Origin of the sequence: Bradyrhizobium genosp. L, from assembly GCF_015624485.1 — a bacterium.
Classification (GTDB): Bacteria; Pseudomonadota; Alphaproteobacteria; order Rhizobiales; family Xanthobacteraceae; genus Bradyrhizobium.
In genome coordinates this window covers 3,841,983-3,855,315 of the sequence record NZ_CP061378.1, presented here as the reverse complement: position 1 = coordinate 3,855,315, position 13,333 = coordinate 3,841,983, and the positions used below count along the sequence as shown (strand labels likewise).

The 13,333-nt window shown below is 64.9% G+C and carries 11 protein-coding genes; 4 read left to right on the top strand and 7 right to left on the bottom strand.

Annotated elements, in window-relative coordinates:
- Positions 1-6: 6 nt before the first annotated feature.
- Complete coding sequence (locus IC762_RS18170) at positions 7-1,494, bottom strand: efflux RND transporter periplasmic adaptor subunit (protein WP_195783653.1); 1,488 nt, start codon at positions 1,492-1,494, stop codon at positions 7-9.
- Positions 1,484-2,974: an efflux transporter outer membrane subunit gene (locus IC762_RS18165; protein WP_195783652.1), complete on the bottom strand. Its 1,491-nt coding sequence runs from the start codon at positions 2,972-2,974 to the stop codon at positions 1,484-1,486. Before IC762_RS18165 ends, IC762_RS18170 begins: the two co-directional genes overlap by 11 nt.
- Positions 2,975-3,535: 561 nt before the next feature.
- On the opposite strand from IC762_RS18165, the gene IC762_RS18160 reads away from it, so the two are divergent.
- Complete coding sequence (locus IC762_RS18160) at positions 3,536-4,570, top strand: cysteine synthase A (RefSeq protein ID WP_195783651.1); 1,035 nt, start codon at positions 3,536-3,538, stop codon at positions 4,568-4,570.
- A gap of 107 nt (positions 4,571-4,677) precedes the next feature.
- Here IC762_RS18160 and IC762_RS18155 read toward each other — a convergent pair whose 3' ends face one another.
- The 5 genes from IC762_RS18155 to IC762_RS18135 are packed head-to-tail and all read right to left on the bottom strand — an operon-like array spanning position 4,678 to position 9,530.
- On the bottom strand, positions 4,678-5,418 hold the full coding sequence (locus tag IC762_RS18155) for an amino acid ABC transporter ATP-binding protein (RefSeq protein ID WP_195783650.1): 741 nt from the start codon (positions 5,416-5,418) through the stop codon (positions 4,678-4,680).
- Between the two features lie 11 nt (positions 5,419-5,429).
- The gene (locus IC762_RS18150; RefSeq protein WP_195783649.1) at positions 5,430-6,950 is read right to left on the bottom strand and encodes an amino acid ABC transporter permease; all 1,521 of its coding nucleotides are present in this window, start codon (positions 6,948-6,950) and stop codon (positions 5,430-5,432) included.
- Positions 6,947-8,152, bottom strand: coding sequence for an amino acid ABC transporter permease (locus IC762_RS18145; protein WP_195783648.1), 1,206 nt, complete (start codon positions 8,150-8,152; stop codon positions 6,947-6,949). Before IC762_RS18145 ends, IC762_RS18150 begins: the two co-directional genes overlap by 4 nt.
- Positions 8,153-8,173: 21 nt before the next feature.
- Positions 8,174-9,190, bottom strand: coding sequence for an amino acid ABC transporter substrate-binding protein (locus IC762_RS18140; RefSeq protein WP_195783647.1), 1,017 nt, complete (start codon positions 9,188-9,190; stop codon positions 8,174-8,176).
- Positions 9,191-9,245: 55 nt separating this feature from the next.
- The gene (locus IC762_RS18135; RefSeq protein WP_195783646.1) at positions 9,246-9,530 is read right to left on the bottom strand and encodes a hypothetical protein; all 285 of its coding nucleotides are present in this window, start codon (positions 9,528-9,530) and stop codon (positions 9,246-9,248) included.
- Here IC762_RS18135 and metC point away from each other — a divergent pair.
- From metC to IC762_RS18120, 3 genes are all read left to right on the top strand, one after another.
- A complete protein-coding gene (metC, locus tag IC762_RS18130) occupies positions 9,529-10,737 on the top strand; it encodes a cystathionine beta-lyase (protein WP_195783645.1) in 1,209 nt (402 codons plus the stop codon). The genes IC762_RS18135 and metC overlap by 2 nt on opposite strands.
- Before the next feature lie 254 nt (positions 10,738-10,991).
- The gene (cpaB, locus tag IC762_RS18125; RefSeq protein WP_195783644.1) at positions 10,992-11,807 is read left to right on the top strand and encodes a Flp pilus assembly protein CpaB; all 816 of its coding nucleotides are present in this window, start codon (positions 10,992-10,994) and stop codon (positions 11,805-11,807) included.
- 13 nt (positions 11,808-11,820) lie between these two features.
- Positions 11,821-13,308 (top strand): type II and III secretion system protein family protein, encoded by a 1,488-nt coding sequence (locus tag IC762_RS18120; protein ID WP_195783643.1) that lies wholly within the window; start codon positions 11,821-11,823, stop codon positions 13,306-13,308.
- The last annotated feature ends 25 nt before the right edge of the window (positions 13,309-13,333 follow it).

The window sequence follows — 13,333 nt, the reverse complement described above, 5'->3', positions numbered from 1 at the left end:
ATGCGGTCACGGCTGCGACTTCGCCGCGCCGCCTGACTGCTCGCCCCCTGCCGCTGGCGCCGGAGCCGGCCCGGTCGCTCCCTTCTGATCGCCCTCGCCATGCTCGTGATGGCCGCGGTGTTCGCCGTGATGCTCGCCGTTCTTGCCCTGCAAATCCCGCTTGGTGCCTTCGCCTTGACCCTGGCCTTGCTGACCCGGGTTCTGGCCTTGATTCTGATTTTGGCCGCCGCGCTTGCCATCGGGATTGCGGGTGCGCTTGCGCGGCGCGAGATCGACCACGGGCGGGCCGGTGTCGGTGCCGACCACGACCTTGGAGCCTTCGGCGAGATTGGCAAAGCCGGTCGTCACGACGCGGTCCGATGTCGTGAGACCGCTCGCGATCACGGCGTCATGCTCGTTCTGCTGCGTCACCGTGACCGGTTTCGCGGTGACGATGTCGTTCTCGCCGATCACATAGCTGAAGGTGCCGGCCGGCCCGCGCTGTACAGCCGAGGTCGGCACCACGATGGCCTGCGGCAGGGTCTCGACCTTGAGGCGGACATTGACGAACTGGCCCGGCCAGAGCTGGTACTGAGCGTTGGGGAATTCGGCTTTCAGCTTCAGCGTGCCGGTGGTCGGATCGACCTGGTTGTCGATGCCGACAAGCTTGCCGGTATCGATCACGGTGACGCCGTCATTGCCGAACACATCGACCGCGAGCTGGCCCTTCGCCGCCGCGGCATTGACCCGCATGATCTGCTGCTGCGGCAGGCTGAACCACACCGCGATCGGCTGCAGCTGGGTCAGGATCACCAATCCGGTGGTGTCGGAAGCGTGGATGATGTTGCCCTGGTCGACCTGGCGCAGGCCGGCGCGGCCCGCGATCGGTGCCACGATCTTGGTATAGCTCAAGGTCGCCGCGGCATTGTCGATCGCGGCCTGGTCGGCGTTAACAAGCGCCTCCTGCTGGGCGACCAGCGCGCGCTGGGTATCGGCCTGCTGTTTGGAGCCGGCATTGGTGGTGGCAAGTTGCTGATAGCGGACGAGATCGAGCTTCTGGTTGGTCAAGAGCGCCACGTCCTGCGCCTTCTTGGCCACCGCCTGGTCGTATTGCGCCTGGTAGATCGCCGGATCGATCTCGCCGAGCACGTCGTCCTTCTTGACGTCCTGGCCCTCGACGAAATTGACCTTGATCAGCTTGCCGTCGACCTGCGAGCGCACCGTGACCGTGTTCAGCGCCTTCACCGAGCCGACGCCGTCGAGATAAACCGGTACGTCCTCGACGCGCGGAGTGGCGGCCAGCACCGGCACCGGCAAATCGGGCCGCCCGCCTCCGCGACCGAAACCACCGCCCTGCTTGGGCTGGAAGGCGAGCCAGCCGAGATACCCGAGACCGCCGAGGATCACGAGCGTGATTGATAGCGACACCATGCGCCCGAGCACGCGCGAGAGAACGCTGCGCTTGCGCGGCGCCGTGTTTGTCTCGTCGTCCGTCTGATCGGGCTTAAAGAGCATCGACCGGTCTTTCCATTTTTTCGATCTTGGGCTCCCAGCCGCCGCCCAGCGCTTGATAGAGGCTCACGATCGCCGTCAGACGGGCCAGTTGGGCCTGCGAATAGGCGTCTTCGGCCTGGAACAGAGTGAGCTGGGTGTTTAGCACAGTTACGATATCGGCGGTGCCGGCCTTGAGCTGCTGCTCGGCCAGCGCGAAGGCCCGCCGCGAAGCCGACAGCACGTCGCGCTGCAGCTGCAGCTTCCGTGTGGTCTCGCGGATCGCGACCAGCGCATTGTCGACGTCGGTGAAGGCCTGCACCACCGTCTTGCGGTAGGTCTGCAGCAATTCATCCTGCTTGGCCTGGCTGTACTCGAAATTGCCCAGGATTTTCCCACCGTCGAAGATCGGCTGGGTGGCGCTGCCGACCAGGCTGAAGAACGCCGCATGCGGCTGGAACAGCGACGTCAGCGCCTGGCTCTGATAGCCGCCGTTCCCGGTCAGCTGGATGCTCGGGTAGAATTGCGCCCGCGCGCTGCCGACATTGGCGGTGGCCGAGGCAAGCTGCGCCTCCTGCCGGCGGATATCCGGTCGCTGGGTCAGCAATTCCGACGGCAACCCCGGCGTCACCTTCGGGATCGCGATCGTATTCAGCGATCCGCCGGCGATACGGACGCTTTCCGGTGGCCGCGATACGAGCACGGCGAGCGCATTGATGTTCTGGTCGAGCGTCTGCCGCAGCGGCGGCACCAGCGCGCGCTGGTTGGCGAGCACGCTCTCCTGCTGGGCGACGTCGAGATCGGTGCCGGTGCCGGCCTTGAAGCGGTCTCTGATGGCGTTGAGGATGCGTTCGGCGCTGGCGATGTTGCGCTGGGCGGTGCGCAGCCGGTCCTGCGACGCCAGCACCGTGAAATAGGCGGTTGCGACCGTCGTCATCGTGGTCAGCGCCGTCACCTCGCGGTCGAACCGGTTGGCGACCGACGTCTCCTCCGCCGCCTGCAGCGCGTCCCGGTTCTGGCCCCAGAAGTCGAGCTGGTAGCTCGCGCTCAGCGTGGCGCTGAAGTTGACCACCTCGCGCCCGCCATTGGTGAGGCCGCTGGCGCTCGAGCCCGAATTCCGCGAGTAGTTCTCCTGCCCGCCGCCGTTCAGGGTCGGCAGCAGTGCCGCGCCGGCCTGCCGCGCCAACGCGTCGGCCTGGCGAAACCGCGCAACGGCCGCCGCGATGTCCAGATTGACGGCCTGTGCCTCCTCCATCAGCTGGGTTAGCTCAGTGGAGCGGAATGCCCGCCACCAGTCGAGCGTGGGCACAGCCTCACCCGGCTTGCCGGATTTGGCGGCTTTGTAGCCCTGGGGAATGTCGAGCGCAGGATCCGGGATATCCTGGGTCAGGATGCAGCCGGCCGAGCTTGCGAGCAGGCCAAACGCGACCAGCGCGCGTGCAGCCACGCGAAACGCGAGGCCGAACGGGCCTCCAGGTACTGCTGCGGCAATGCGCTGGGTCACACCCGTTCTCCGCCGAGCACAGACCTCACCTGTGGCGCAGCAATGACGCGTTCAGGGATGGTCTGAGAGACGTTCACGGGGTGATGCTTCCAATGGAACCTGCCTTCCCCATACTACCCTTGGCAGGTTGGGGCGGACAGACCCCGGCAGTATCCCTCAAGGTCGCATCCACGGCGATTTCAGGCTGCTGGAACGTCAACATTCCGCTATTTTTCGCGGCATTTTCGCGCGATGCGCCAGGCGCGCAGCACCGGGATTCTTACCAAGATTTCATGGGGATTTCTCGGCACCTGTTGCGCCAAATCCGCAGCCTGAGGCGACCGGCCTTCCGATCGTTGTCTTGACGGCGGCCAATCGATCTCGCAGGCATCGGTCGTTCGCGGGCGCTTGGCGGGATTCGCGTCAAACGATGCTTTGCAAGAAGATCGTACCGGCCGACATCATCGCCGCAAAAGCCCTGTTCTCCGCGACCTTGCCGCAGTGCAAAAGCCCTTCCCTTTTCCGATCAGCGCACTAGGTTCGCGGCTAGCAACATACGGACCCGCAAAGAATTCTCCCGACATGACATTCAATAAAGACGTCATCGAAGCGATCGGCAACACGCCGCTGATCAAGCTGAAGCGCGCATCCGAGCTCACCGGCTGCACCATTCTCGGTAAGGCCGAATTCATGAATCCAGGCCAGTCGGTCAAGGACCGCGCCGGCAAATGGATGATCCTGGAGGCCGAGAAGCGTGGCACCCTGAAGCCGGGCGGCCTCGTCGTCGAATCGACCGCGGGCAATACCGGCATCGGGCTCGCGGTGGTGGCGAGCGCGCGGGGCTATCGCAGCCTGATCGTGATTCCGGAGACCCAGAGCCAGGAGAAGAAGGACTTCCTGCGGCTGTGCGGCGCCGAGTTGATCGAGGCGCCCCAGTTGCCGTTCTCCAATCCGAATAATTACCAGCACCTCGGCAAACGGCTCGCCGACCAGTTGCGCAAGAGCGAGCCGAACGGCGTGCTGTTCGCCGACCAGTGGAACAATCTCGACAACGCGAAGGCGCACTACGAATCAACCGGCCCCGAGATCTGGCAGCAGACCGACGGCAAGGTCGACGGTTTTGTCTCTTCGGTCGGCACCGGCGGCACCTTGGCAGGTACCAGCCGCTACCTGAAGGAGAAGAACAGCGGCATCACGGTTGCCTGCGCCGATCCGCACGGCGCGGCGATGTACGAGCTGTTCAAGAACGGCGAGCCGAAGGTGACGCCGGGCAGCTCGATCACCGAAGGCATCGGGCTTGGCCGCATCACCCCGGTGATCGAGACGGCGAAGGTCGACACCGCCTTCCTGATCCCCGACGAGGAAGCCGTGACGGTGATCTACGAACTGCTCGAGCACGAAGGCCTCTGCCTCGGCGGCTCGACCGGCGTCAACGTCGCCGGCGCGATCCGTCTCGCCAGGCAGCTCGGCCCCGGCAAGACCATCGTCACGATCCTCTGCGATTCCGGCAGCCGCTATCTGTCGAAACTGTTCAATCCGGAGTTCATGCGCTCGAAGAACCTGCCGGCGCCGACCTGGCTCGAGAAGCGCAGCAAACTCGAGCTGCCGTTCGTGTGAGGCGCGCAACAGCGTCGTAGGGGCGGCAAAGCGCAGCGTGCCCACCCTCACGAGCCGTGCAAGATGTGGTGGGCACGCTTTGCTTTGCCCATCCTACGAAATCTTGATCACCGCAAGATCTGGCTCAAGAACAGCTTCGTCCGCGCGTGCTGCGGGTTGGCGAAGAACTCCTGCGGCGTGTTGGATTCGATGATCTGGCCGGCGTCCATGAACACGACGCGGTTGGCGACCTCGCGAGCGAAGCCCATTTCGTGGGTCACGACCAGCATGGTCATGCCCTCCTTGGCGAGATCGACCATGGTGTCGAGCACCTCCTTGACCATTTCCGGGTCGAGCGCTGAGGTCGGCTCGTCGAACAGCATCACCTTCGGGTTCATGGTCAGCGCGCGGGCGATCGCGACGCGCTGCTGCTGGCCGCCCGACATCTGGCCGGGAAACTTGCTGGCCTGATGCGGAATCTTGACCCGCTCCAGAAACTTCATCGCCATCGCCTCGGCATCCTTCTTCGGGATGTTGCGCACCCAGATCGGCGCCAGCGTGCAATTGTCGAGCACGGTGAGATGCGGGAACAGGTTGAAGCTCTGGAACACCATGCCGACCTCGCGGCGCACCTCGTCGACGCGGCGCAGGTTCGGACCGAGATCGATGCCGTCGACATTGATCTCGCCCTCCTGGAATTCCTCCAGCGCATTGATGCAGCGGATCAGCGTCGACTTGCCCGAGCCTGACGGGCCGCAGATCACGATACGCTCGCCACGGCCGACGTCGAGGTTGATGTCGCGCAGCACGTGGAAGTCGCCATACCATTTGTTGAGCGCGGAAATGTTGACGATTGGATTGGTGGACATGGTGGCCTTGTTCAATTGCGGCGATGGGCGTTGAGCCGATGTTCGACGAACAGCGAGTAGCGCGACATTCCAAAGCAGAACACGAAATAGACGATGCCGGCAAACGCGAAGCCGGTAAAGGCCGTGGTCGGCGTGGTCCAGACCGGATCCGAGAACGATGCCCGCAGCGAGCCCAACAGATCGAACAGCGCCACGATCGAGACGAGCGAGGTATCCTTGAACAGCGAGATGAAGCTGCCGACGATGCCCGGAATCACATAGCGCAGCGCCTGCGGCAGCACGATCAGCGACGTCGTCTTCCACCACGACAGGCCGAGCGCCGATGCGGCCTCCGCCTGCCCGCGTGGCACGGCCGCAAGGCCGCCGCGGATCACCTCGGCCATATAGGCACCGGTGAACAGCGCCACGCCGATCAGGGCCCGCAACAGGCCGTCCACGGTGAAATTGCCCGGCACGAACAGCGGCAGCATGTAGGTCGCGAAGAACAGCACCGTGATCAGCGGCACGCCGCGCCAGAATTCGATGAAGGTGATCGAGAAGATCCGGATCAGCGGGATGGTCGAGCGCCGACCCAGCGCCAGCGCGATCCCGATCGGCATCGAGGCGACGATGCCGGTGATGGCGATCACCAGCGTCACCAGCAGGCCGCCCCACAGCCGCGTATCGACGATCGGGAAGCCGCCGCGATCGAGCGCCATCAGCTTGATGACCACGGCGATCCCGGCAAACGTCACCAGGCTGCCGACCAGCGCCCTGCGGCCGGTGCGGATACCGCCGCCCAGCACGAACAGAGCGGCGGAGACGATCACGGCCGTGACGAGAAAATCCACCCAGACCGGCTGGGACGAGGCCTGCATCTGATCGCGCAGCCAGGTCAACGGAAAGATCAGCCAGTGGATCGCAACGCCGATCAGAACGATCAGCTTGCCGACGACCCAGAGCAGCGGACCGATCGCCGAGGTCTGGCTGGTATTGACCAGCACCTGCCCCGCACCGCTGATACTGTCGTCGAACAGTTGCAGCAGCCCGGCCGTCCAGCTCACGCCGAAACCGGAGAAGCCGCCGCCATGCAGCAGGAAGAATGCCACCGCCGGAAACGCGAAGAAGAACAGGCCCGAGTTGATGCTCTTCGCGGGTAGCCGCGGAACCAGCAGCGGCAGCAGCAGCACGGCGCCAAGCAGGAAGGTCAGATTGACGCGCCAGCGCTGGGCTTCCGGATAGAAGCCATAGATGAGCTGGCTGAATTTCGCCTGGATGTAGGGCCAGCAGGCGCCGACCTCATGCCCCGCCTTCTCGGCAAGGCATGCGGTGCGATCCTTGCCGGTCCAGACCGCGTCGACCAGCAGGAACTTGAGCGACGGGACGATGGTGTACCAGAGCACCAGGAGCGCCAGGATCGTGAGCAGGATATTGCCCGGCGAGTTGAGCAGGCGCGTGCGCACGAAGCCAATGAAGCCGGTGGTCTTCACCGGCGTCGGGCGTTCGGGGATCAGATCCTGCCGCACAAAGGTCGGCGCCGCGAGATCCGTCATGTCCCGAGGCTCCGGTTGATGCGCCAGCCGTAGATGCTCATCAGCGCGCTCGTCGTCAGCGAGAGCAGCAGATAGACGCCCATCGTCATGGCGATGATCTCGATCGCCTGCCCGGTCTGGCTCACCGCCGTGCCGGCGAACACCGACACCAGATCCGGATAGCCGATGGCGACCGCCAAGGACGAGTTCTTGGTGAGATTGAGATACTGGTTGGTCAGCGGCGGCACGATCACGCGCATTGCCTGGGGCACCACGATCAGCCGCAAGGTCGATGCGCGGCTCAGGCCAAGCGAGGAGCCTGCCTCCATCTGTCCCTTGTGGACCGACAGGATGCCGGCGCGGACGATCTCGGCGATGAAGGCCGCCGTGTAGGTCGACAGCGCCACCGTCAGCGCCACGAATTCGGGGATGATGCGCGCTCCGCCGGCGAAGTTGAATCCCTTCAGGACCGGCACCTCGAAGGTCAGCGGCCAGCCGAAGATCAGCATCGCGACCAGCGGCAGGCCGATCACGCCGCCCAGCACATAGGGCCAGATCCGGATCACCTGCCCGCGCTGGAACAAGGCGCTGCGCGCGTAATGCCGCAAACCCAGCGCTGCGAGGATGCCGACGGCGAGCATCACCAGGAACGGATCGAGGCCGGGCTCGCTGACCGGGCGCGGCACGATCAGACCGCGGTTGTTGAGGAAGAACGTCGCGAGGATCGAGATGCTCTGCCGCGGCGCCGGCAGCGCCGCCAGCACCGCGAGATACCAGAACAGGATCTGGAACAGCAGCGGCAGGTTGCGGATGATCTCGACATAAATGCCGCCGATCCGCGACAACAGCCAGTTCGGCGACAGCCGGCAGAGCGCCACCGCAAAGCCGATCGCGGTGGCAAACACAATTCCGATCACCGAGACCACGAGCGTGTTCAGCAGGCCGACGAAGAACACCCGCCAGTAGGTATCGGAATTGTTGTAGGCGATCAGGCTCTGGCTGACGTCAAAGCCTGCGTTGTATTGCAGGAAACCGAAGCCCGACGCGATGTGCTGGGTCTCCAGATTGGTGCGCGCATTGGCCACGATCTCGTAGGCGATCCAGGCCAGGACCGCGGCGAAGCCGAGCTGGGCGGCGAGCCCGTTCCAGCCGGCCTTGCCGCCAAGCGATCGCTTCAGCCTGAGGGCAAATTGCACCGGTGGTTTTCGGGGCGCGATGCTCATCGCCGCAGCCGCTGGCTGGGCTCAGCGGATCGGCGGCGCGTACTGGATACCGCCCTTGTTCCAGAGATTGTTGACGCCGCGATTGATGGCGAGCGGCGATCCACTGCCGACATTGCGCTCGAAGGTCTCGCCGTAATTGCCGACTGCCTTGACGATGCGCACCACCCAATCCTTGGTGAGGCCGAGCTGTTCGCCGAGATTGCCGTCGGTGCCGAGCACCCGCTTCATCTCCGGCTTGTCGGATTTCAGCATCGTATCGACGTTCTTCTGGGTGATGCCGAGCTCCTCGGCGTTGATCATCGCAAACAGCGTCCATTTCACGATATCGAACCACTGGTCGTCGCCGTGGCGCACCATCGGCCCCAGCGGCTCCTTGGAGATGATCTCCGGAAGTACGACGTGATCGGCGGGATTGGCGAGCTTCAGACGGCTGGCATAGAGCCCCGAGGCGTCGTCGGTGAAGACGTCGCAGCGCCCGGATTCATAGGCCTTGACCGCTTCGTCGATGCTGCCGAACGCGATCACCTCGTACTTCATGTTGTTGCCCTTGAAGAAGTCGGCGAGGTTCTGCTCCGTCGTGGTGCCGGTCTGCACGCAGACCGAGGCGCTGTTGAGCTCGAGCGCCGAATTGACCTTGAGCGACTTCTTCACCATGAAGCCCTGCCCGTCATAATAGGTCACGCCGGTGAAATTGGCGCCGAGCGAGGTATCGCGCGACACCGTCCAGGTGGTGTTGCGCGACAGCACGTCGATCTCGCCGGACTGCAGCGCCGTGAAGCGGTCCTTGGCCGACAGCGGCACGAACTTGACCTTGGTCGGGTCGTCGAGCACCGCGGCGGCGATCGCGCGGCAGACATCGACGTCGAGGCCGGTCCAGTTGCCCTTGTCGTCGGGCGCCGAGAAGCCCGGCAGGCCCTGGCTGACGCCACAGGACAGCTGGCCGCGGTCCTTGATCGTCTTCAGGGTTTGCGCCGAGGCGGCCTGGACCGAAAGGACGGCGGCAGCGGCAAGGGTGACAGCCAGGGATACGCGTTTCATGGGCAGGGCCTTTCAAGGGTCGTCCGTGGACGGTGCTTTTTTGCTCGCCTGGCGCTCACGGGCCAACCCCGATGATCCCTTCAGCAGAAACTGCTGATCTGACCGGCAGCATGACTGCAAATCGGTCAGGCAGGGATCGAACGTCGATCCCGGGATCGAAGGTCGCGGCAGGCCCCTCAACGTGCGGCGACTGGTAGTTGCGGCGCATCACATAGCGACTGACGAGCCGGGTCAAGGGGTTGACGTGCCGGTTCTGCGTCTTGTTAGTAAACTTCCCGGCCTGCCTGTCCTCCCGACGCGTCATGGCCGTGGCAAAAAGTCTAACGCCGGACGAACCCATGACCGCTTCCGACAGCTCCAAGCCTCCTCACTCGCCCGCCCACCCGCAACAGACTGCGACCCGCCTGGTCACCGCCGGCCGCGACACCAAGGCCCAAAAGGGTTTTGTCAATCCGCCGGTGTTCCACGGCTCGACCGTGCTCTACCCGACCGCGGAGGACCTGCACGCCCACCGCGCCGAATTTACCTATGGCCGCCACGGCACCCCGACCACGCGGGCGCTGCAGGACGTGCTGATGGCGCTGGAAGGTCCGCAATGCGCCGGCGTCGGCCTCGCCCCGTCCGGAGCGGCAGCGATCTCGACCGCGTTGCTCGCGGTGCTGAAAGCCGGCGATCATCTTCTGGTCTGCGACAATGCCTACCGGCCGACCCGCAATTTCTGCAACGGCATCCTCAAGCGCTACGGCGTCGAGACCGACTATTTCGATCCCCTGATCGGCGCCGGCATCGCTGGTCTGTTCAAGCCGAACACGCGTGCAGTGCTGCTCGAAGCACCGGGCTCGCAATCCTTCGAGATGCCCGACATGCGCGCGATCGCAGCCGTCGCGCATCAGCGTGGCGCGCTCGTCATCGACGACAACACCTGGGCGACGCCACTCTTTCACCGCTCGCTCGAACAGGGCGTCGACATCAGCATGCAGGCCGGCACCAAATATTACGGCGGCCATTCCGACATCATGTTCGGCACCATCTCGGCGAACGCAAAGGCCTGGCCGCTGATCTCGGAGGGAATCCGCTTGCTCGGCGTCTGCGCCGGACCTGACGACGTCTATCTCGCGCTGCGCGGCGTGCGCACGCTGTCGGTGCGGCTCGCGCAGCATCATCACTCCGGGCTGGAGATGGCGCGCTGGCTCGCCGCACGGCCGGAAGTGGCGCGCGTGCTGCACCCTGGCCTCGAAACCGATCCGGGGCATGCGATCTGGAAGCGCGACTTCACCGGCGCCTCCGGGCTGTTCAGCATCGTACTGAAGTCCGCGCCGCAAACGGCCGTCGATACCATGCTCAACACGCTCACGCTGTTCGGCATGGGATTCTCATGGGGCGGCTTCGAGAGCCTCGCGATACCCTTCGATTGCAGCGAGTATCGCACCGCGACGAAGTGGGCGCCGGGCGGACCGACGCTGCGGCTGCATATCGGGCTCGAGAACGTCGACGACCTCAAGGCCGATCTCGACCGCGGATTTGCAGCGCTGCGCGCCGCGCACTGACGGCGCGAGTTGGACGAAATTAACCACGACCGCGCGCTGCAACCGCAGCGCGAGCGACGCATTGCGTCTGCTTCCCCAGCATTTTGCGGGTTGTGACGGCATCGCTAACCTGCCGTTCACCATCCCCACCAATCCCTTAACCGGCCGGCCGTCGCATCAAGTTCCCTTATACTTTTGCCGCCGTAGTCATGCTCACGGGAAGGGCTGTCCGCCGCAAGGCGTGAGGCCCGCTGCAAGGGCATACAGACAATCGCATGAAGACGGCACGCATCGTGGTCCTGGCCATCGCCGGCGTCGCAGGTCTGGCGGCCACCTATCTCGCAAGCGTCGGCGATCACAAGCCGGAGCCGGTCGCGCCGGTCGTGCAGGTGCCGACCGTCGAGGTGCTGGTGGCGAAGTCCGACATCGGCCTCGGCCAGGTGCTGAAGGCCGAAGACGTGCAATGGCAGCGCTGGCCGGCCGAAACCGCAAGCGCCGGCTTCATGCGCAACGACACCAATGCCAATGCGATGAAAGATGTGATCGGCTCGATCGCGCGCTCCGCCTTCATCATCGGCGAGCCGATCCGCGAGCAGAAGCTGGTCAAGGCCGACGGCAGCGGCTTCATGGCCGCGATCCTGCCCTCCGGCATGCGCGCGATCTCCACTGAAATCTCGCCCGAGACCGGCGCCGGCGGCTTCATCCTGCCGAACGACCGCGTCGACGTGATCCTGTCCAAGCGCGAGAAGAATCCGGACCACGGCGGCACCGGCAACAACGCCGACGTCGTCTCCACCGAAATCCTGCTGTCCAACGTCCGCGTGCTCGCCATTGACCAGGCGCCGAAGGAAAAGGACGGCAACAACGCGCTCGTCGGCAAGACGGTCACGCTGGAGCTCAAGCCCGAGCAGGCCGAGACGCTGGCGCGGGCACGGCAAAGCGGCATCGTGACGCTGGCGCTGCGCAGCATCGCCGACGTCAACGAAAAGACGGTCGATAAGCCGACCGAGGACGACCAGGCCCCGAAGCGGGGCGAGAGCATCAGGGTGGTTCGCTACGGCGTGCCCAGCTCTCAGACGACACAGAAGTGATGGGGGCTTCGACATGACATCCGGCGCAACAAAACCCACGACCCAAACCACGACGCGGACCGCATTGGTCCGCTCGCTGTCGTTCTCGGCGGTCGCAGCCCTGGTGCTGATCCCCGCGCTGGCGCCGGCGATCGCGGCTGAGACCGACAAGAACGCCGATGTGACCTTCACCAGCAGCATCGCCGCAAAGACGCGGTTCGTCTCGCTCGGCGTCGGCAAGTCCGTCGTGGTCGACCTGCCGCGCGAAGCCAAGGACGTGCTGGTCGCCGATCCCAAGATCGCCAATGCGGTGATCCGCTCGGCGCAGCGCGCCTACATCATCGGCGCCGCGGTCGGCCAGACCAACGTGGTGTTCTTCGATGCCGACGGCAACCAGGTCGCCTCCTACGACATCGCGATCAAGCGCGACCTCAACGGCATGCGCTCCGCGCTCAAGGAGATCCTGCCCGGCGTCAATATCGAGGGTGTCGGCGACAGCGTGGTGCTGACCGGCACGGTGGCAAGTCCCGTCGAGGCCCAGCAGGCCGGCGACATCGCCGCCAAGCTGGTCGGTGGCGCCGACAAGGTCGTCAACTCGATCGTGGTGCGCGGCCGCGACCAGGTGATGCTGAAGGTCACCGTGGCCGAGGTGCGCCGCGACGTCATCAAGCAGCTCGGCGTCGATCTCTCGGCCAGCATGAACTACGGCACCGCATCGGTGGTGTTCGCCAACAGCAATCCGTTCACCGCAAACAGCGGCGCCCTCGTCCCCGACAACGGCCTGGCAGGCTCCGCCCTGAACAAGCTCGGCTCGCCGACGGTCACCGCGACGCTGCGCGCGATGGAGAGCGCCGGCGTGGTGCGGACACTGGCCGAGCCCAATCTCACGGCGATCTCGGGCGAATCCGCGACCTTCGTGTCCGGCGGCGAATTTCCGATCCCGACCGGTGTCACCTGCCAGACCTCGACGACGGGCGCGATCGGAAACTGCGTCCAGACCGTCAGCTTCAAGAAATTCGGCATCTCGCTCAACTTCACGCCGGTGGTGCTCTCGGAGGGCCGGATCAGCCTGAAGGTGATGACCGAGGTGTCCGAGGTCTCGACCGAGAACGCGCTGACCGGCGGGCAGAACGGAACCACGATCCCCTCGATCAAGACCCGCCGCGCCGACACCACGCTCGAGGTCCCTTCCGGCGGCTCGATCGCGATGGCAGGCCTGATCCAGCAGCAGACCAAGCAGGCCATCAACGGCATGCCCGGCGTCGACCAGATCCCGATCCTCGGCCAGTTGTTCAGGAGCCAGGACTTCGTCAACAACGAGACCGAGCTCGTGGTTATCGTGACGCCCTACGTGGTGCGCGCGGTGGCGCAGAAGGAGCTGTCGCGGCCGGATGATGGATTTGCCCCGGCCTCCGACTCGCAGTCGGCGCTGCTCGGACGCATCAACCGCATCTACGGCGTCGCCGCCCGCCCCGAACCGATCGGGGCCACGCCGGTCAATTTCGGCTTCATCATCGACTAACGCCGCGCCTTGAGCTTTGGGGGAT